The sequence below is a fragment of the Kitasatospora purpeofusca genome, from assembly GCF_042691725.1.
GTDB classification, from domain to species: domain Bacteria; phylum Actinomycetota; class Actinomycetes; order Streptomycetales; family Streptomycetaceae; genus Kitasatospora; species Kitasatospora purpeofusca_B.
This window is the reverse complement of sequence record NZ_CP170483.1, coordinates 823,300-841,522: the sequence shown is the minus strand read 5'-3', so window position 1 is coordinate 841,522 and position 18,223 is coordinate 823,300. Positions and strand designations below refer to the sequence as shown.

The window sequence follows — 18,223 nt, the reverse complement described above, 5'->3', positions numbered from 1 at the left end:
GTCGGCCCGCTGCGCCCGGAAAATGCCCCTGGGGGTATCTCTGCTACAGTCGATGGCAGTCCGGAAGATACCCCCGGGGGTAAAAGGCCCAGGGGATCCGAGCAGGTCCGGAGAAGGAGAGCGGCACGTGTTCTTCGTCGACACCCCGGAGACCGGGGGCCTCGGCAACCGCAGCCGCCTCACCGTCGTCGCCGCCTGACCGCCCCTCCCGGCACGGCACCACCCCCGCAGGAGCACCGCCATGCACCACCACCCCCGCCCCGCCCCGGCCGTCCGAATACCGGCCGACCCCCACCGGACGACGGTCCGCCTCCCGGGGGTGCGCCGATGACCACCCTGCTGCTGGCACTCGCCGCCGGGGCCGTGGTCGGACTGGTCCTCGGCGGGCTCGGCGGCGGTGGCGGCATCCTGGCCGTCCCCGCGCTGATCTACCTGCTCGGGCTCTCCCCGGCCGCCGCGACCACCGCCGCCCTGCTGATCGTCCTCGCCACCTCGATCTCCGCGATCGTCGCCCACACGCGGGCCGGCACCATCCGCTGGCGCACCGCCCTCGCCTTCGCCGCCGCCGGGCTGCTCCCCGCCGCCCTCACCGGCGCCGCCGCCGCCCGGCTGCCGCAGAGCGTGCTCACCGCCGCCTTCGCGCTGGTCGCCGCGCTCGCCGCCGTCCGCATGCTGCGCCCGCCCCGTCCGGTTCCGGCCGAGGCGGCGCCGGTCGGTGCCCGACCCGGGCGGGCGGCCGCCTCCGGGGCCGGGCTCGGCGCCCTGACCGGCCTGCTCGGCGTCGGCGGCGGCTTCCTGGCCGTGCCGGCCCTGGTCGGCGCGGTCGGGCTGTCGATGGAGGCCGCCGTCGGCACCAGCCTCCCGGTGATCGCCGTGAACGCCTCCGCCTCGCTCGCCACCCGCGGCGGCGGCGCGGCCGGACTCGACTGGGCGGTGATCGCCCCGTTCACCGCCGCCGCCGTGCTCGGCGCCTGGGACGGCAAGCGGCTCGCGGCCCGTCTCTCCGGCGCCGTCCTCCAGCGGATCTTCGCCGTCCTGCTGCTCGGCGTCGCCGCCGTCATGGGCGTCGACGCCCTGCTCTGACCCCGTACCACCGTCCCCCTTCTGTCAGGAGTCCCATGACCGCCCTCACCGAACTCACCCCGGCCCAGGCGCACCCGCGCCTCGCCGCCCTCACCGTCGTCGACGTCCGCGCCCCGGGCGAGTACGCCGCCGGACACGTCCCCGGCGCCCTGAACGTGCCGCTCGACCAGCTCGACCGCGCCCTCCCGGCACTGCGCGCGGCCGCCGAGCGCGGCGAACTCCTCGTCGTCTGCGCCTCCGGCAACCGCTCGGGCCGGGCCTGCGAGGCGCTGGCCGCGGCCGGCATCCCCGCCGCCACACTGGTCGGCGGCACCAGCGCCTGGGCGGCCGCCGGCCACGAGGTGCGGCGCCCCGAGGGCGCCCCGGCGCGGGCGCCGTGGGCGATGGACCGCCAGGTCCGCTTCGCGGCCGGCGGCCTGGTCGTGGCCGGCGTGGTCGCCGACCTCGTCCTGCCCGGCGCCCGCTGGGTCTCGGCGGCGGTCGGCGCGGGCCTGGTCTTCTCGGCGGCGACCAACACCTGCGCGATGGGCGCCCTGCTCTCCCGCCTCCCGCACAACCGCCCCCGCCCCGGCCGGGGCCCGGACCTCGAAGCCACCCTCGCCGCCCTCACCGGGGCGAACTGAGCCCCCCGCTGCGCCGCCGACCGGATCCCGGCTCGGCGGCGCAGCCGTGCCCCGGGGGCGAGCGGCGGTGCCACCTCCGCCAGGGAAGTGCCTGGACCGCCGTGATCCCACCGGCCGCGGACAGCCGGAACAGCCGGAGGGCCTCCGCCCCGGGCGGCCTCGCGCAGCTCGCCCCGGGCGATCGCGTCGGGGGGACGGCGTCCGGGAGGCCTTTCCCGGCTGTCGGCGGCGGCCGGTAGCCTCGGGGGCTCGGACGGTGTGCGGCGAGGTGGCGGGTGAACGTGGCGGGTGGGTGGGTGTCCACCGGGTTGGGGTGGCGGGACGGGCGGGCGGTGCTGAGCGCGGTGCACGGGCGGCGGGTGCACGAGCGCGAGGTGGTGCCGGGGGTGGAGGTCGGCTGGCTGCTCGGGGGGCCGCGCCGGTGCATCGGGGCGTGGCTGGAGGGGCAGGACGAGCGCACGCCGTGCCCGCACCACGCCGTGATCGCGGCGGACGGCGCCGCCGTGCAGTGCGCGTCCTGCCAGAGCGTGGACCGCGGGCTGGCGCTGGCCCGGGACCAGATCCTCGACGACGGCCGCACCTACCGGCTCTACCTCGCCTGGTTCGGCGAGGGGCTGCTCAAGGTCGGGCTGACCGCCGAGCAGCGCGGCACCAGCCGGCTGCTCGAACAGGGCGCGCTCGCCTGGACGTTCGCCGCCCGGGGCGCGCTGCCCGCCGTCCGCCGGGCCGAACTGACCGTCGCCGCCTCCGGATTGGCCCGGGAGCGGTTCAAGAGCCGGGTGAAGCCGGATCACTGGTGGGAGCACGGCGACGTGGACCACCGCCGCGCGCTGCTCACCGACGCCCGGGTCCGGGCGCACGAACTGCTGCGCGGGCACGGGGTGGAGCTGCTGGCGGACCACCCGGTCACCGACCACGTCGGGGTCTTCGGGCTGACCGACGGCGCCCCCGACGTCTACCGGGCGGTCGAGGCACTGGCGGACGGCGCGGTGCTGGCCGGGCGGCTGCGCCCGCCGATCGGCCGGCACCTGCTGCTCGACCAGCCGGACGACGGCACGCCGCTGCTCCTGGACACCCGGCTGCTCACCGGCTGGACGCTCGCCCCGGCGGCCGGGCGGCCGTCCGCGGGGCTGGCGCTGAGCGAGCGGGTCCGCCCGGCCGAGCCGGACACCCAGGAGGCGCTGTTCTGACCCGGCGGGCCCCCGACCTCGGCGGTCGGCCGGGGTCCAGGACGAGCGCCTCCAGGTTGTCGACGTGGTCCCGCAGCCGGTAGCCGCGGTCGGCGGGCGTGGCGCTCCTGCCGAACCCCATGCTGAGCCCCGCTCGGACCCGCCCTACGCCAGCTTGCCGCGCAGCACGCCCGGCCCGGAGCGGGCGCGTCGCGACACCGGCGGCCGGGACGGCCGGACGTCCGTGCGCGCGACGGCCGGCTCCTCGGCGGCCGCCCTGGCGCTCGCCGCCCGGGCGGCCGCCAGCGCGACCCGCGCCAGCAGCGGATCCTCCCGGACACCGGCCGCCCGCTTCGCGGTCTGACACCCCGTGCACCAGATCGGCGAGGCGGGGCCGTCGGGGTACGCCATCGCCTCCGGCGGCAGGTAGTGGCTACCGCACTCGACGCATTCGAAGACCAGCCTCATCCGACGATCACCGTTCCGGATCCGTGGCACCGACCGCACGGCGACCAGTAGACGTGGATCTTGGGCACCATGCTTCCTTCCTCGTCCCGTTCGACCGTGGCTTCGGTCTTCTGCGTCCCCCCGGACCCGCCGCACCCGGAGCAGGCCTGAACCTCGGGCATATGCACACTCCTTCTCGGCGGGGACCACGGTAGCGCGAAACCCGGGGAGTCAGCACCGATCCTGACGAACCGTCGAAGAAGCGGGGCGCGTGCGACCACCGCGCGCGCCGCGTGCGAACGTTCGAGGGTGCCCCGGTCGGTCCGCCACCGTGCGGAAGCCGCAGTTGCCGCTCGTGGAGTCGGGGGTGTTGCCGGTGCGCGCGGCCACCCGGTAGCGGTTGCAGTAGGAGTCGTGGCACAGGTACGAGCCGCCCCGCAGCACCCGCCGGTCCCCGGCCGTGCCGTCGTTCCCGGTCGGACCCTCGTCGTCGCCGGGGCCGCGCGGGTCGAAGCGCGGGGAGCGGGCGTAGTAGGCGGGGTCGAAGCGGTCGGCGCACCACTCCCAGACGTTCCCGGCCACGTCCGCCAGGCCGAAGCCGTTCGGCGGGTAGCTGCCCACCGGCGCGGTCGCGTACCAGCCGTCCTCGCCGGTCGGCAGGTCGGGGAAGCGGCCCTGCCAGATCCGGCAGCGGTGCGCGCCGTCCGGGCGCAGCTCGTCGCCCCAGGGGTAGCGGCGGCCGGTCAGCGGACCGCGGGCGGCGTACTCCCACTCGGCCTCGGTGGGCAGCCGGCGCCCGGCCCAGCGGCAGTAGGCGAGCGCGTCGCGGTGGCTGATGTGCACCACGGGGTGGTCCCGGAGGTCCTCGGAGTCGCCGAGCGGGCCGTAGGGGTGGCGCCAGTCGGCGCCGCGCACCTCGAGCCACCAGGGCGCGGCGGGGGAGCGGCCGAGCACGTCGGCGGGGTCGGCGAGGACGAACAGGTGGAAGACGGCGGAGGAGCCGGCCCGTTCGGCGTCGGTGCGGTGGCCGGTGGCCTCGACGAAGGCGGCGAAGCGGGCGGTGGTCACCGGTGCGGTGTCGATGGTGAACGGCGCCAGCTCCACCTCGTGCACGGGTGTCTCGCCGTCCGCCGGATACCCCTCGCCGAAGGCGTCCCCCATCGCGAACACGCCGCCGGGCAGCGCCACCTCGGGGTGCGCGGGCCGCTCGGCCGCCGCCCGCGGCGGGGGCGGCGGGACGGGTCCGGCGCCGGCCGGGGCCGACGGCAGGCAGCAGGCGCGGACGACGGGGGGTTGACTCATGGGGCCAAGCTATAGCACTTTGCACCTAGGTGAGAATGCACCTAGCTCGCACGAGGAGAACCGGCGACGGCCGGGAAAGGGTCACGCGTGAAGTTCGATCACGTCCTCCTGGGTCTGCTGAGCCTCCACCCGCGCAGCGGCTGGGACCTCAAGCAGTGGCTGGCGGGGGAGGGACAGTTCGTCCGCTCCAACGCCCACCCGAGCCAGATCTACCGGCTGCTCAAGCGGATGACCGAGCAGGGCTGGGTGGTCTACGAGACCGACCCGCGCGACGGCCGGCCGGACGCCAAGGTCTACCGGCTGACCGACGCCGGCCGGGCCGAGCTGATCCGCGAGGCCCGCTCGCCGTACGAACCGACCAGCCGCTTCCAGGACCCGGACTTCATGGCCCGGTTCTACTTCTCCGCCCAGCTCGCCCCGGAGCGGCTGCTCCCGCTGGTCGACACCGAGCTCGCCTACCGCCGCCGGCAGGTGGCGGCGATGCGCCCCCGGGACCGCTCCCTGGCCTTCCCCGAGGGCGCGCCGGAGGCGGACGTCCGGCGGGTCCGGATGATCCGCGAACTCACCCACGCGTACGGCGCCTCCGCCGTCGACGCCTGGCTCGACTGGCTGGAGGGCGTCCGCCGGCTGCTCGCCGACGGAACCATTTCCACCACCGATCCCACCACCGATCCCACCACCGACCCCCCCACCGACCCCACCGCAGCCCCCGAGGAGACGCCCCGGTGAAAGCCGTCCTGGTCATGTTCGACAGCCTCAACCGGCGGTTCCTGCCGCCCTACGGCTGCGACTGGACCGTCGCGCCGAACTTCGCCCGCCTCGCCGCCCGCGCCGCGACCTTCGACAACTGCTACGGCGGCTCCATGCCCTGCATGCCGGCCCGCCGCGAGATGCACACCGGCCGCTACAACTTCCTGCACCGCTCCTGGGGCCCGCTGGAACCCTTCGACGACTCCGTCCCGGACCTGCTCAGCAAGGCCGGCGTCCACACCCACCTGGTCACCGACCACCAGCACTACTGGGAGGACGGCGGCGCCACTTACCACAACCGCTACGACAGCTACGAGTTCTTCCGCGGCCAGGAGGGCGACAAGTGGAAGGGCCACGTCGCCGACCCGGAGATCCCCGGGACGCTCTCCTGGCGCGAGGGTCCGGCGTGGCGCCAGGACTGGGTCAACCGCCAGTACCTGGCCGAGGTCGCCGACCACCCGCAGACCCGCACCTTCGACGCCGGCCTGGAGTTCATCGCCACCAACCGCGGGCAGGACCGCTGGTTCCTGCAGATCGAGTGCTTCGACCCGCACGAGCCGTTCTACTCCTACGCCGAGCACAAGAAGCACTACCCGCACGACTGGGACGGCCCGCACTTCGACTGGCCCGACTACAAGCGCGTCACCGAGAGCCCGCAGGCCGTCGAGCACGCCCGCAACGAGTACGCCGCGCTGCTCACCATGTGCGACGACTCGCTCGGCCGCGTCCTGGACACCTTCGACGAGCACGGCCTGTGGGACGACACCCTGCTGATCGTCTGCACCGACCACGGCCTGCTGCTCGGCGAGCGCGGCTGGTGGGGCAAGAACATCCAGCCCTGGTACGACGAGAACATCCACACCCCGCTGTTCGTCTGGGACCCGCGCAGCCGGGCCACCGGCCGGCGCGCCGCGCTCGTCCAGACCGTCGACCTCGGGCCGACCCTGCTGGAGTACTTCGGCGTCCCCCGCACCCCCGACATGCAGGGCCGCCCGCTCGCCGACACGGTCGCCCAGGACACCCCGGTCCGCCCGCACGGCCTGTTCGGCGTCTTCGGCGGGCACGTCAACATCACCGACGGCCGCCACGTCTACATGCGCGCCTGCAAGGACCCGGCCAACCGGCCGCTGTACGAGCACACCCTGATGCCCACCCACATGCGCGGCCACTTCACCCCGCAGGAGCTGGCCGGCGCCACCCTGGCCGAGCCGCTGCCGTTCACCAAGGGCGCGCCCGTGCTGCGGATGCCGGCCACCTCCTGGGGCAACCCGTACGCCTTCGGCACCCTGCTGTTCGACCTGCACACCGATCCGGAGCAGGAGCACCCGCTGGTCGACGACGAGCTGGAGCTGCGGCTGGCCACGCTGCTCACCGAGGCGCTGCGCGAGGGCGACGCGCCGGCCGACCAGTTCGAACGGCTCGGTCTGCCCGCCGAGGGGCCGGTCACCGCCGAGCACCTGCTGGTCCGCGCCCAGCGCCCGCAGGCGCTCGCCGCCGCCGAACCGCTGCCCGCGCCGGAGGACTTCCCGGACGCCCCGCTCTCGGTGCACACCCCGCTGCGCGCGCTGCTGGCGCACGACGCGGCGCACGAGGCCGTCCTGGCGCGGCTGCCGATGCTGGCCAACCCCGGCCTGCGGGCGATGCTGGGCGGCCTCTCGCCGTTCCGGCTCGCGGCGATGGGCCCGTCGGTGCGCCCGGCGGACCTGCGCGCCCTCGCCGCCACGCTGGCCGCGCTGCCGGGCGCGGACGGCGAATAGCGCCGTGCGGCGCCCCTCCGTCGACGGAGGGGCGCCGCAGCGCGGTGCGGGTCTCAGCCCAGCGAGCTGCGCAGGAACTCGCGGTTCATCGCGGCGATGCTGGGCAGCGGAATGCCCTTGGGGCAGGCCGTCGCGCACTCGCCGGTGTTGGTGCAGCCGCCGAAGCCCTCGGCGTCCATCGCCGCCACCATGTCGCGCACCCGGGACCTGCGTTCCGGCGCGCCCTGCGGCAGCACGTTGAGGTGGACCACCTTGGCGGAGGTGAAGAGCATCGCCGACCCGTTCGGGCAGGCCGCCACGCACGCCCCGCAGCCGATGCACTCGGCGTGCTCGAACGCGGTGTCGGCGGTCTCCTTGGGGACGGGCGTGGCGTGCGCCTCGGGCGCGCTCCCGGTCGGGGCGGTGATGTAGCCGCCGGCGCCGATGATCCGGTCGAAGGCGGAGCGGTCCACCACCAGGTCCTTCACCACCGGGAAGGCCGCCGCCCGCCACGGTTCGACGTCGATGGTATCGCCGTCCTGGAAGTGCCGCATGTGCAGCTGGCAGGTGGTGGTCCGCTCGGGGCCGTGCGCCCGGCCGTTGATGACCATGCCGCAGGCGCCGCAGATGCCCTCGCGGCAGTCGTGGTCGAAGGCGACGGGCGTGTCGCCCCGGGTGATCAGCTCCTCGTTGAGGGTGTCCAGCATCTCCAGGAAGGACATGTCCGGACTGATGCCGCTGACCTGGTAGGTGGTCATCGAGCCGGGCGTGTCGGGGCCCGCCTGGCGCCAGATCCGAAGGGTGAGGTTCACGCGTAGCTCCGCTGGGTGGGGTGGACGTACTCGAAGTCGAGGTGCTCGCGGTGCAGGACGGGCGCCTGCCCGGTGGCGGTGAACTCCCAGGCGGCGGCGTAGGAGAACTCCTCGTCCCGCCGGGCGGCCTCGCCGTCGGCGGTCTGGCTCTCGGTGCGGAAGTGGCCGCCGCAGGACTCGGCGCGGTGCAGCGCGTCCAGGCACATCAGCTCGGCCAGCTCGAAGTAGTCGACCAGCCGGTTCGCCTTCTCCAGCGACTGGTTGAGCTCCCGGCCGGTGCCGGGCACCTTGATCCGGCGCCAGAACTCGTCCCGCAGCGCCGGGATCCGCTCCAGCGCGCGGCGCAGCCCGGCCTCGTCGCGGGCCATCCCGCACTCGTCCCAGAGCAGTTCGCCGAGCTCGCGGTGGAAGGAGTCGGGGGTGCGGTCGCCGTCCACCGCGAGGATGAGGTTGAGGCGGTCGGCGACCTCGGCCTCCACCGCGGCGACCTCCTCGTGGCCGGCCGGGACGGCGGGCAGCGCCTCCCGGGCCAGGTAGTCGTTGAGCACCGGCGGCAGCACGAAGTAGCCGTCCGCCAGGCCCTGCATCAGCGCGCTCGCGCCGAGCCGGTTGGCGCCGTGGTCGGAGAAGTTGGCCTCGCCGATCGCGAACAGGCCCGGCACCGTCGTCTGCAGGTCGTAGTCGACCCAGAGCCCGCCCATCGTGTAGTGGATCGCCGGGTAGATCCGCATCGGCACCCGGTACGGGTCCTCGGCGGTGATCCGCTCGTACATCTCGAACAGGTTGCCGTACTTGGCCTCCACCGCGTCCCGCCCCAGCCGGCGGACGGCGTCGGCGAAGTCCAGGTAGACGCCCTGCCCGCCGGGGCCGACGCCGCGGCCCTCGTCGCAGACGTTCTTGGCGGCCCGGGAGGCGATGTCGCGCGGCACCAGGTTGCCGAACGCCGGGTAGATCCGCTCCAGGTAGTAGTCCCGCTCCTCCTCGGGGATCTCGGCCGGCGGCCGGGTGTCGCCCGCGGCCCTGGGCACCCAGATCCGGCCGTCGTTGCGCAGCGACTCGCTCATCAGGGTGAGCTTGGACTGGTGCTCGCCGGAGCGCGGGATGCAGGTCGGGTGGATCTGGGTGAAGCACGGGTTGGCGAAGTACGCGCCGCGCCGGTGCGCCCGCCAGATCGCGGTGGCGTTGGAGTTCTTGGCGTTGGTGGAGAGGTAGAAGACGTTGCCGTAGCCGCCGGAGGCCAGCACCACGGCGTCGGCGGTGTAGCTGGTGATCTCGCCGGTGACCAGGTCGCGGGCGACGATGCCGCGCGCCCGGCCGTCGACCACCAGCAGGTCGAGCATCTCGGTGCGGGCGTGCATCTCCACGTTCCCGGCGGCGATCTGCCGCGACAGCGCCTGGTAGGCGCCGAGCAGCAGCTGCTGGCCGGTCTGGCCGCGGGCGTAGAACGTCCGGGAGACCTGCACGCCGCCGAACGAGCGGGTGTCCAGCAGGCCGCCGTACTCGCGGGCGAACGGCACGCCCTGCGCCACGCACTGGTCGATGATCTCCACCGACGCCTGCGCCAGCCGGTGGACGTTGGACTCGCGGGCGCGGAAGTCGCCGCCCTTGACCGTGTCGTAGAACAGCCGGCGGATCGAGTCGCCGTCGTTGCGGTAGTTCTTGGCGGCGTTGATGCCGCCCTGGGCGGCGATCGAGTGGGCCCGCCGGGGGGAGTCCTGGAAGCAGAACTGGACCACGTGGTAGCCCTGTTCGGCGAGCGTGGCGCCGGCCGCGCCGCCCGCCAGGCCGGTGCCGACCACGATCACGGTGTGCTTGCGCCGGTTCGCCGGGTTGACCAGTTTGGCCTCGAAGCGCCGCTGGTCCCAGCGCTGCTCGATCGGCCCGGCCGGGGCCCGGGTGTCGGCGATCGGCTCGCCGACGGCGTACGACGCGTAGCCGCCGTCCGCGGTGCCGCTCTCGGCGCTGTTCTCGCTGCCGTTCTCGCTGCTGGTCACTTCACCACTCCGGTCATCACGGCCACGGGGACGGACAGGAAGCCCGCGGTCAGCAGCAGCGCCAGGCCGTTGGCGGTGAGCTTCAGCGCGCGGTCCCGGCGGGCGTTGTTGGCGCCGAGGGTCTGCGCCGCGCTCCAGAAGCCGTGCCGGACGTGCAGGCCGACGGCGAGCATCGCGACGATGTAGATCACGCCGGAGTACCACGTCCCGAAGGACGCCACGATGTTCTGGTACACCCTGCCGTGCTCGGCGTTGGGGTTCACCGTCAGCGTGGTGAGGTCCAGGATGTGCCAGACGATGAACAGCGCCAGGATCACCCCGCCCCAGCGCATCGTCCGGGTCGCGTAGCTCGCCCGCCGCCGCTGGTGCGCGTACTTGCTCGGCCGGGCGGCGAGGTCGCGCCGGCTCAGCTGGTACGCGGCGACGCCGTGCAGCAGGACGGCGGCCAGCAGGCCCGCCCGGGCGATCCACAGGAACCACTCGTGGCCGAGGAACGGCTGCCCGATGGTGCGAAGCCAGGCGGCGTAGCCGTTGATGTCGTCCGGCCCGAAGAAGACCTTGAGGTTCCCGAGCATGTGGGCGACCAGGTAGAGCAGCATGGCCAGTCCGCTGACGGCCATGACCGCCTTCTTGCCGACGGTCGACCGCCACAGGGTCGCCAGGGTGGACGGGTGCCGGGCCGTCCGAGTCGCGCTTGTCATGGCGACAACGGTACGGAGACGGGCGACGGTGCGTCCAAGACATGATGCGGCTGGCCACCATAGGCGCCGCCTATCGATGCGGGATATCCTGGTCGGGTGCAGCTCCAGCAACTCCGCTACTTCGTGGCCGTCGCCGAGACCCGCCACTTCACCCGCGCGGCCGAGGCGGCGCACGTCGCCCAGCCGTCCCTCTCGCAACAGATCCGGGCGCTGGAACGGGAGTTGGGCGCCGAACTGTTCCACCGCACGCGCGGCAACATCGCGCTGACCGACGCCGGGGACGCCCTGCTGCCGCTCGCCCGGCGCATCCTCGCGGACACCGAGAGCGCCCGCCTCGCCGTCCAGGAGACCGTCCAGCTGCGCCGCGGCCGGGTGCGGCTCGGCGCGCCGCCGAGCCTGTGCACCAGCCTGGTGCCGGACGTGCTGCGGGTGTTCCGGGACCGCTACCCGGGCGTGGCGCTGGTGGTGCGCGAGGGCGGTTCGCGGGACCTGGTGCGCTCGCTCGCGGAGGGGGAGCTGGACCTCGCGCTGATCATCACCCCGCCGCGCGGGGAGGCGGCGCCGGCGCTGGCCGTCACCGGGCTGCTGCACGAGGAGCTGGTGCTGGTCTCGGCGCAGCCGCGGGCCCGGCGCACGGTGCGGGTGGCGGAGCTGCGCGGGTGGCCGCTGGTGATGTTCCGCGAGGGCTACGACGTGCGCGAGGCCACCCTGGCGGCCTGCCGGGCGGCCGGCTTCGAGCCGGAGTTCGCCGTCGAGGGCGGGGAGATGGACGCGGTGCTCGGCTTCGTCCGGGCCGGGCTCGGGCCGGCGGTGCTGCCCGGCATGGTCGCCCACCGCTCGGGCCTCGCGGTCACCCCCTTCGCCGGCCAGGGCCTGGGCCGCACCATCGCCGTGGCGCACGGCCACGAGGTGCCGCCGACCCGCGCGGCCGAGGCGCTGCGGGAGACCCTGCTGGCCCATCTGCGCGATGCCGCGCGGGACGGCGAACTCCCGCCGGGCACCAGGCTGTTGCTGTAACCGACGGCGCCCGGGACGCGTCGTGCGCCCCGGGCTCCGTCACGCGCCCGCTCAGGCGGGCAGCACGGCCTCGATCGCGGCGATCACCTCGGCCGACTCCGGCTCGGTGCGCGGCCGGATCCGGGCGGCCACGGTGCCGTCCGGCGCCACCAGGAACTTCTCGAAGTTCCAGGAGACGTCCCCGGCCTGGCCCTCGGCGTCGGCCGTCTCGGTCAGCCGCGCGTACAGCGGGTGCCGGTCCTCGCCGTTCACGTCGGTCTTCTCGAACAGCGGGAAGGTCACGCCGTAGGTGGTGGAGCAGAAGGTCCGGATCTCCTCGGCGCTGCCCGGCTCCTGCCCGGCGAACTGGTTCGAGGGGAAGCCCAGCACGGTGAAGCCGCGCTCGGCGTACCGCTCCTGGAGCCGCTCCAGGCCGGCGTACTGCGGGGTCAGGCCGCACTTGGAGGCGACGTTGACGATCAGCAGCGCCTTGCCCTTGTGGTCGGCGAGCGAGGCGGCCTCGCCGGACAGCGTGCGCAGCGGGATGTCGGTCAGGCTCACGGGGGTCCCCCTTCGGAGGAGGTCGTAGGTCGTCGTCGGTGGTGCGGTGGCGGGCGGGCCCGCGCCGGTACGGTATCCCGCCCGGCGTGCCCACCTGGTCAACCGCGCCCGGACGGCGGGTGTTCCAGCGCGGGCCGGCCGGCCGCGGGCCGTCCCGGCGGAGCCTGGCGCTCCAGGGCGGCTATCTGCCCGGTGACGGCGGCGAAGTCGGCGCTCAGCCACCGCTCGGGCCGCATCCGGACGGTGACGTCCGCCGTCAACTGCTCGGCGGTGGCCACCAGGTAGGCGGCGGCGGTGGCCGGCGGCAGGTAGCGGTGGGCCAGCTCGGCGCGCTCGTCCGGGTCCACCCGGTCCTCGATCGCCACCACCGGCCCGGCCACGCTCACGTACCGGCAGGGCGGCTCCTCCTGCTGGGCACAGAGCGTGAACCGGCCGGCGGCTCGGATCCGGCGCGCCTTGAGGGACTCCCGTCCGGTCAGCAGGGTGATCAGCCCGCCGGGGCGGTAGGAGTACCAGATCGGCACGGTCAGCGGGGCCGCGCCGGGCTCCGGCCCGGCGACGGACAGGACGCCGACGTGTACGCCGGCCAGGAAGCGCTCGCACTCGGCGCGGGTCATCGCGAAGGACACGGTGGGGCCTCCCGGGCAGGAAGGGCCGCGCGCGCACGTCGCGCGCGGGCGGTCCTCGGTACGTACCCGCACCGCCCCGGGACGGAACGCCCGGGGCCGTCGGGAGCCGCCTCGGCGGCAGGCCGGTGGAGGGCGGGCACGGATCGTCCGTCCGCTCGACGGGCGAACGTGCGTACCCGTCCGAGGCCTGAATTCCGGCCCGGAAGCGCTCTTCGTGTGCCGCCCGCGTGAAGGGACGGTGTGCGAGGTTGGCCCGCCCCGGGTCGCTGGGTACCGTCGGTGGCACGCCGGGCCCGTCATGGTTGCCATGTTCAACAGGGGTCACGGCAAGGGGGTTCGGGACCGTCCGGGGAGCGGGGGAGCTCCGGCCGTCGGATCCCGTGCAGCACGCCCGCCGCGCCGGCCGGCCCGTCCCGCGCGTCCCAGCCGCCACCGCAGCACCGCAGCCACCCAGCAGCAACGCACCCGCAGCAACGCACCCGCAGCAACGCACCCGCAGCGATGCGCCGCCCGCGGCGCGCCGCCGTGCCGGGTGCGCGGAAGGAACCTCCCGATGCCTCGACGCCGTGCCCTGCCCGCCTGCCCCGCCGCTCCCGCCGTTCCTGCCTCTGCCTCCGCCGCTCCCGCCTCCGCCGCGCCCGCCGTTCGCAGCACCCCGCCGGGGGTGCGCCGGTGAACGGCCTGCCCCGCGGGCGCAAGCGCCCGCCCGCGGCCCCGCGCCGCAGCGCCCCGCCCGGCCGTGCCCGCCCCCGCCGCGCGCTGCACCACCGCGGCCCGGCCGCCGCCCTGCGCGCCGTACCCTGGCGCCACGACCTGCCCGCCTCCCTGGTGGTCTTCCTGGTCGCCCTCCCGCTCTGCGTCGGCGTCGCCGTCGCCTCGGGCGTGCCCGCCGAGCTCGGCCTGGTCACCGGCATCGTCGGCGGCCTGGTGGTCGGCGCCCTGCCCGGCAGCAGCCTCCAGGTCAGCGGCCCGGCCGCCGGCCTCACCGTCCTCGTCCACGAAGCCGTCCAGCGGTACGGCGCGGGCGCCCTCGGCGTCCTGGTCCTGCTCACCGGCCTGCTCCAACTCGCCATGGGCGCCCTGCGGTTGGGCCGTTGGTTCCGCGCCATGTCGGCCTCCGTGGTGCACGGCATGCTGGCCGGCATCGGCCTGACCCTGCTGCTCGGCCAGTTGTACGCGCTCGCCGACCGCCGCGCCCCCGGCACCGGGCCGGAGAAGCTCCTGGGCCTGCCCGCGCTGCTGCGCGACGCCGTCACCGGAGCCGCCAACCCCACCGCGGTGGCGCTCGGCGCGGCCACCCTGCTGGTGCTGGTCGCCTGGAAGTACCTGCCGCCCCGCCTCGCCCGCGCGCTGCCCGGCCCGCTCGGCGCCGTCGGCCTGGCCGCCGCCGTCACCGCCGTCGCCGACCTGCCGGTGGCCCGGGTCGAGGTGGCCGGTCTGCTCGACGTCGTCCAGCTGCCCGACCGCGCCGCGCTCGGCGCCCTGGCCACCACCGCCGGCGCCGGCACCGTCCTCGCCTTCACCCTGATCGCCTCCGCCGAAACCCTGTTCAGCGCCGCCGCCGTGGACCGGATGCACCACGGCCCGCGCACCGACTACGACCGCGAACTCACCGCCCAGGGTGTCGGCAACGCCCTCTGCGGCCTGCTCGGCGCGCTTCCGATGACGGCCGTCATCGTCCGCAGCGCGACCAACGTCCAGGCCGGCGCCCGCACCAAGGCCTCCCGGGTCATGCACGGCGGCTGGCTCCTGCTGTTCACCGCCCTGCTGCCGGGCGTGCTCGGCCTCGTCCCGCTGACCGCGCTGGCCGCCGTCCTGGTCCACGCGGGCGCCAAGCTCATCCCCCTGCGGCGGATCGCCGCGCTCTGCCGCGACCACCGGGGGGAGGCGGTGGTGCTCGCCGTCACCACCGTCTCGGTCGTCACCACCGACCTGTTCGAAGGGGTCCTGATCGGCATCGGCCTCGCCGTCGCCAAGTCCGCCTGGCAGACCTCCCACCTGCAGATCGGGGTGGAGGAACCGCCGGCCGTGCCCGGCGCCGAGCAGCCGCCGCTGCGGGTCCGGCTGAGCGGCAACGCCACCTTCCTGCGGCTGCCCCGGCTGCTGGACACCCTCGAACGCCTCCCGGCGGACCGCCCGGTCGAGCTCGACTGGTCCGGGCTGCGCCACCTCGACCACGCCTGCACGGTCGCCCTCGCCGCCTGGGCCGCGCAGCACCGCGCCCGCAGCTCCGCCCCGCTGGCGGTCGACCCGCCGCTGCCGACCGTGGTCTGAACGACTCGCTAGCCTGGTGGCCCGGCGGCCCGGTGGCCGGCCGGGCCGCACAGGGAGGAGACGCAGCCGTGATCGCAGCCTTTTCGGTCACCCCGCTCGGGGTCGGCGAGGACGTCGGGGAGGCGGTCGCCGCGGCCGTCAAGGTGGTCCGCGCGAGCGGGCTGCCCAACCGTACGGACGCGATGTTCACCAGCATCGAGGGGGAGTGGGACGAGGTGATGCCGGTGATCCGGGAGGCGATCGAGGCGGTCAAGGCCTACAGCAACCGGGTCAGTACCGTCATCAAGATCGACGACCGCGCCGGGGTCACCGACGGCCTGACCCGCAAGGTCGCCTCGGTGGAACGCCACCTCGCCGGGGGCTGAACCGCCGGGCCGGCCCGCCGCCGTCCCGGGGCGGGCCGGCCACCCTCCTTTTCTTTCTTGACCGACCGATCTGGAATCGACTACCTTTCAGGCATGGCGCGAACCAAGGAATTCGACCCGGACGCGGCGCTCCAGTCGGCCCTCGAGCTGTTCTGGCGGCGGGGCTACGAGGCCACCTCGATGGCCGACCTGGTCGAGCACCTCGGGATCGCCCGGGCCAGCGTCTACGCCACCTTCGGCAGCAAGCGGGAACTGTACCTGCGCGCACTGGAGCGGTACGGCTGCCAGCAGCAGCCCGTGCTGCTGGCCGAGCTGTCGCAGCCCGGCCCGGTCCTCCCGGCCGTCCGCGCCCTGGTCCTCCGCTTCGCCCGCGAATCCGCCGCGGACGGCGAGGGCGGCCTGCGGCGCGGCTGTTTCGTCACCAACACGGCGGTGGAGCTGGCCCCGCACGACCCGGACGCCGCCCGGCGGGTGGAGGCCAACCTGGCCCACCTGGAGACGGTCCTCACCGCGGCGCTGGTCCGGGCGCGGGCCCAGGGCGAACTGCCCGAGGGCCGCGACCCGCAGGCGCTCGCCAGGATGCTGGTGGTGCTGTTCCAGGGCATGCGGGTGATCGGCAAGGCCGGCGACGGCTCGGCCCGCCTGCGCGACGCCGCCGACCAGGCCCTCGCCCTGCTGGACTGACCGACCCCGCTCGACCGTCCTCCTTCTCCTTCTCCGCTCGTGTGTTTTTTGCTGTCTCCATTCTGAACCGAACGGTCAATATAGACCCCGTATCGAGGAGCACGCGCATGACCCGCAGCACCACCCGCTTCACCGGCAAGTCCGTCCTGGTCACCGGTGGCGGCAGCGGCATCGGCCGAGCCGTCGCCCTCGCCTTCGCCCGGGAGGGCGCCCGCGTCGCCGTCGCCGGGCGCACCGCGAGCGCCCTCGCCGAGACCGTCGCCCTGATCGAGCAGGAGGGCGGCGCCGCCGTCGCCCTCACCGGCTCGGTGTCCGACGCCGCCGACGCCGCCCGGCTGGTCCGCGAGACCGTCGAACAGCTCGGAGCCCTGGACATCGCGGTCAACAACGCGGGCGTCTTCGGCGGCGTCGGCCGGATCGCCGACGTCGCCGAGGAGGAATGGCGGCAGCTGATCGACATCAACCTCACCGGCACCTGGTACGCGATGAAGCACCAGATCGCCCACCTGCGTGCCAACGGCGGCGGGGCGATCGTCAACATCTCCTCGAACCTCGGCACCCACCTGCGGGTCGAGAACGTCGGCGCCTACGCCGTCTCCAAGGCCGCCGTCGCCACCCTGACCCGCAGCGCCGCCCGTGACCACATCGCCGAGGGGGTGCGGATCAACCTGGTGAGCCCCGGCCCGATCGACACCACGATGTCCTCGCTGCCCGGCGAGAGCGCCTCCGCCAAGGCGGACCGGATGAAGGGCAGCGTCCCGGCCGCCCGCGCCGGCGCCGTCGAGGAGGTCGCCGCCGCGGTCCTCCACCTCGCCTCCGAGGAGTCGGCCTTCACCGTCGGCGCCGACCTCGTCCTCGACGGCGGCATCACCGCCTGAGTCGCCGTGCCGGCCGGTGGCCTCCCGACCCGGGAGCCACCGGCCGGTGCCGTCTCAGGCCGACAGCGCCTCGTCCCCGGCCGGCGCCGCGCAGGCGGTGGCCAGCTCGTCCATCGAGAGCCCCAACGCGTAGGCCAGCGCCGCGACGGTGAAGAACGACGGCGTCGGCGCCCGGCCGGTCTCGATCTTGCGCAGGGTCTCGGCCGACACCCCGGCCGCCGCCGCCACCTCGACCATGCTGCGCTCGCCCCGCGCCTCGCGCAGCAGCACACCGAAGCGCTCGCCGCGCTCGCGTTCCCCGGGGGTCAGCGGAGTCCTCACCATGCCCCCGATGGTAGGCCACGCCGCCCGCCGCCGACACCGCTCCGACCGTGATAGAAATACCGGTATAAGAATTGGAACGGACCGGTCGGAGGACCTCATGGTGGAGCTCAAGTCGGAGGCGGCGCTGGCCGCGATGCGGGAGGCCGGGAGGGTCGTCGCCACGGCGCTGGCCGAGGTGGAGCGGGCGGCCGGCGTCGGGGTGAGCCTGCTGGACCTCGACGAGGTGGCCCGCGAGGTGCTGCGCAAGGCCGGCGCGACCTCGCCGTTCCTCGGCTACCGGCCGTCCTTCGCCCCGGTGCCCTTCCCGGCCGTCATCTGCGCCTCCGTCAACGACGCCGTGGTGCACGGCATCCCGAACCGCCACCGGCTGCGCGACGGCGACCTGGTGAGCATCGACTGCGGAGCCGTCCTCGACGGCTGGGCGGGCGACGCCGCCGTCAGCTTCACCGTCGGCACCCCGCGCCCCGAGGACCTCCGCCTGATCGACACCACCCGCCGGGCCCTGGAGGCGGGCATCGCGGCCGCCGTGCCCGGCCACCGCACCGGCGACATCGCCCACGCCGTCGGCACCGTCGCCCGCACCGCCCGCTACGGCCTCCTCGAAGGCTACGGCGGCCACGGCATCGGCCGCCGCATGCACGAGGACCCGCACCTCCCCAACGAGGGCCGCCCCGGCCGCGGCTTCCCCCTCAAGCCCGGCCTGGTCCTCGCCATCGAACCCATGCTCATCGCCGGCGGCACCGACACCCACACCACCGACCCCGACGGCTGGACCCTCCGCACCACCGACGGCACACGCGCCGCCCACATCGAACACACCGTCGCCATCACCCCCGACGGCCCCCGCATCCTCACCCTCCCCTGATCCGCCCACCGCCTACGCGATCGTCCGCAT

At 74.9% G+C, this 18,223-nt stretch carries 19 protein-coding genes; 11 read left to right on the top strand and 8 right to left on the bottom strand.

Going from position 1 to position 18,223, the window contains the following annotated elements; all coding sequences use genetic code 11:
- The first annotated feature begins 327 nt into the window (after positions 1 to 327).
- From ACFCLZ_RS03660 to ACFCLZ_RS03650, 3 genes are all read left to right on the top strand, one after another.
- Positions 328 to 1,083, top strand: a complete 756-nt coding sequence (locus tag ACFCLZ_RS03660) for a sulfite exporter TauE/SafE family protein (RefSeq protein ID WP_380283178.1) — start codon at positions 328 to 330, stop codon at positions 1,081 to 1,083.
- Between the two features lie 35 nt (positions 1,084 to 1,118).
- On the top strand, positions 1,119 to 1,706 hold the full coding sequence (locus ACFCLZ_RS03655) for a rhodanese-like domain-containing protein (protein WP_380283177.1): 588 nt from the start codon (positions 1,119 to 1,121) through the stop codon (positions 1,704 to 1,706).
- A gap of 296 nt (positions 1,707 to 2,002) precedes the next feature.
- On the top strand, positions 2,003 to 2,896 hold the full coding sequence (locus ACFCLZ_RS03650; protein ID WP_380283176.1) for a DUF2797 domain-containing protein: 894 nt from the start codon (positions 2,003 to 2,005) through the stop codon (positions 2,894 to 2,896).
- Between the two features lie 144 nt (positions 2,897 to 3,040).
- Here ACFCLZ_RS03650 and ACFCLZ_RS03645 read toward each other — a convergent pair whose 3' ends face one another.
- Positions 3,041 to 3,343, bottom strand: a complete 303-nt coding sequence (locus ACFCLZ_RS03645; RefSeq protein WP_380283175.1) for a hypothetical protein — start codon at positions 3,341 to 3,343, stop codon at positions 3,041 to 3,043.
- 210 nt (positions 3,344 to 3,553) lie between these two features.
- On the bottom strand, positions 3,554 to 4,624 hold the full coding sequence (locus tag ACFCLZ_RS03640) for a formylglycine-generating enzyme family protein (RefSeq protein ID WP_380283173.1): 1,071 nt from the start codon (positions 4,622 to 4,624) through the stop codon (positions 3,554 to 3,556).
- Positions 4,625 to 4,711: 87 nt separating this feature from the next.
- Between ACFCLZ_RS03640 and ACFCLZ_RS03635 the strand changes: the two genes are divergently transcribed.
- A complete protein-coding gene (locus ACFCLZ_RS03635; RefSeq protein ID WP_380283172.1) occupies positions 4,712 to 5,353 on the top strand; it encodes a PadR family transcriptional regulator in 642 nt (213 codons plus the stop codon).
- A complete protein-coding gene (locus ACFCLZ_RS03630; protein WP_380283171.1) occupies positions 5,350 to 7,131 on the top strand; it encodes a sulfatase in 1,782 nt (593 codons plus the stop codon). Before ACFCLZ_RS03635 ends, ACFCLZ_RS03630 begins: the two co-directional genes overlap by 4 nt.
- Positions 7,132 to 7,184: 53 nt before the next feature.
- Here ACFCLZ_RS03630 and ACFCLZ_RS03625 read toward each other — a convergent pair whose 3' ends face one another.
- The 3 genes from ACFCLZ_RS03625 to ACFCLZ_RS03615 all read right to left on the bottom strand — a co-directional run bounded on the left by ACFCLZ_RS03625 (position 7,185) and on the right by ACFCLZ_RS03615 (position 10,617).
- Positions 7,185 to 7,922: a succinate dehydrogenase/fumarate reductase iron-sulfur subunit gene (locus ACFCLZ_RS03625; protein ID WP_380283170.1), complete on the bottom strand. Its 738-nt coding sequence runs from the start codon at positions 7,920 to 7,922 to the stop codon at positions 7,185 to 7,187.
- Positions 7,919 to 9,829, bottom strand: a complete 1,911-nt coding sequence (locus tag ACFCLZ_RS03620; RefSeq protein WP_380286425.1) for a fumarate reductase/succinate dehydrogenase flavoprotein subunit — start codon at positions 9,827 to 9,829, stop codon at positions 7,919 to 7,921. The genes ACFCLZ_RS03625 and ACFCLZ_RS03620 overlap by 4 nt, the downstream gene beginning before the upstream one ends.
- An 83-nt stretch (positions 9,830 to 9,912) precedes the next feature.
- Positions 9,913 to 10,617, bottom strand: a complete 705-nt coding sequence (locus ACFCLZ_RS03615; RefSeq protein ID WP_380283169.1) for a succinate dehydrogenase cytochrome b subunit — start codon at positions 10,615 to 10,617, stop codon at positions 9,913 to 9,915.
- A gap of 96 nt (positions 10,618 to 10,713) precedes the next feature.
- Between ACFCLZ_RS03615 and ACFCLZ_RS03610 the strand changes: the two genes are divergently transcribed.
- The gene (locus ACFCLZ_RS03610) at positions 10,714 to 11,634 is read left to right on the top strand and encodes a LysR family transcriptional regulator (protein WP_380283167.1); all 921 of its coding nucleotides are present in this window, start codon (positions 10,714 to 10,716) and stop codon (positions 11,632 to 11,634) included.
- 51 nt (positions 11,635 to 11,685) lie between these two features.
- On the opposite strand, the gene ACFCLZ_RS03605 is transcribed toward ACFCLZ_RS03610, so the two are convergent.
- Entirely contained in the window at positions 11,686 to 12,174 is a 489-nt protein-coding gene (locus tag ACFCLZ_RS03605) for a glutathione peroxidase (protein WP_380283166.1), read from the bottom strand.
- A 98-nt stretch (positions 12,175 to 12,272) separates the two neighbouring features.
- Positions 12,273 to 12,803, bottom strand: coding sequence for a pyridoxamine 5'-phosphate oxidase family protein (locus tag ACFCLZ_RS03600; RefSeq protein WP_380283165.1), 531 nt, complete (start codon positions 12,801 to 12,803; stop codon positions 12,273 to 12,275).
- Positions 12,804 to 13,562: 759 nt separating this feature from the next.
- Here ACFCLZ_RS03600 and ACFCLZ_RS03595 point away from each other — a divergent pair.
- From ACFCLZ_RS03595 to ACFCLZ_RS03580, 4 genes are all read left to right on the top strand, one after another.
- Positions 13,563 to 15,077, top strand: a complete 1,515-nt coding sequence (locus ACFCLZ_RS03595; RefSeq protein WP_380286424.1) for a SulP family inorganic anion transporter — start codon at positions 13,563 to 13,565, stop codon at positions 15,075 to 15,077.
- Positions 15,078 to 15,145: 68 nt separating this feature from the next.
- The gene (locus ACFCLZ_RS03590) at positions 15,146 to 15,442 is read left to right on the top strand and encodes an MTH1187 family thiamine-binding protein (RefSeq protein WP_380283164.1); all 297 of its coding nucleotides are present in this window, start codon (positions 15,146 to 15,148) and stop codon (positions 15,440 to 15,442) included.
- A gap of 93 nt (positions 15,443 to 15,535) precedes the next feature.
- Positions 15,536 to 16,126 carry a TetR/AcrR family transcriptional regulator gene (locus ACFCLZ_RS03585; protein WP_380283163.1) on the top strand — a complete coding sequence of 197 codons (591 nt, stop codon included), beginning with the start codon at positions 15,536 to 15,538 and terminating at the stop codon, positions 16,124 to 16,126.
- 107 nt (positions 16,127 to 16,233) lie between these two features.
- Complete coding sequence (locus ACFCLZ_RS03580; protein WP_380283162.1) at positions 16,234 to 17,004, top strand: SDR family NAD(P)-dependent oxidoreductase; 771 nt, start codon at positions 16,234 to 16,236, stop codon at positions 17,002 to 17,004.
- Positions 17,005 to 17,058: 54 nt separating this feature from the next.
- Here ACFCLZ_RS03580 and ACFCLZ_RS03575 read toward each other — a convergent pair whose 3' ends face one another.
- Complete coding sequence (locus tag ACFCLZ_RS03575; protein WP_380283161.1) at positions 17,059 to 17,328, bottom strand: helix-turn-helix domain-containing protein; 270 nt, start codon at positions 17,326 to 17,328, stop codon at positions 17,059 to 17,061.
- Positions 17,329 to 17,425: 97 nt separating this feature from the next.
- Between ACFCLZ_RS03575 and map the strand changes: the two genes are divergently transcribed.
- Positions 17,426 to 18,193, top strand: coding sequence for a type I methionyl aminopeptidase (gene map, locus ACFCLZ_RS03570; RefSeq protein WP_380283160.1), 768 nt, complete (start codon positions 17,426 to 17,428; stop codon positions 18,191 to 18,193).
- Positions 18,194 to 18,223: the final 30 nt, after the last annotated feature.

Coding starts and splice junctions, on each gene's coding strand:
- ACFCLZ_RS03615 (WP_380283169.1), bottom strand. CDS start 10,617: ATGACAAGCGCGACTCGGACGGCCCGGCACCCGTCCACCCTGGCGACC.
- ACFCLZ_RS03645 (WP_380283175.1), bottom strand. CDS start 3,343: ATGAGGCTGGTCTTCGAATGCGTCGAGTGCGGTAGCCACTACCTGCCG.
- map (WP_380283160.1), top strand. CDS start 17,426: ATGGTGGAGCTCAAGTCGGAGGCGGCGCTGGCCGCGATGCGGGAGGCC.
- ACFCLZ_RS03660 (WP_380283178.1), top strand. CDS start 328: ATGACCACCCTGCTGCTGGCACTCGCCGCCGGGGCCGTGGTCGGACTG.
- ACFCLZ_RS03640 (WP_380283173.1), bottom strand. CDS start 4,624: ATGAGTCAACCCCCCGTCGTCCGCGCCTGCTGCCTGCCGTCGGCCCCG.
- ACFCLZ_RS03585 (WP_380283163.1), top strand. CDS start 15,536: ATGGCGCGAACCAAGGAATTCGACCCGGACGCGGCGCTCCAGTCGGCC.
- ACFCLZ_RS03655 (WP_380283177.1), top strand. CDS start 1,119: ATGACCGCCCTCACCGAACTCACCCCGGCCCAGGCGCACCCGCGCCTC.
- ACFCLZ_RS03575 (WP_380283161.1), bottom strand. CDS start 17,328: ATGGTGAGGACTCCGCTGACCCCCGGGGAACGCGAGCGCGGCGAGCGC.
- ACFCLZ_RS03580 (WP_380283162.1), top strand. CDS start 16,234: ATGACCCGCAGCACCACCCGCTTCACCGGCAAGTCCGTCCTGGTCACC.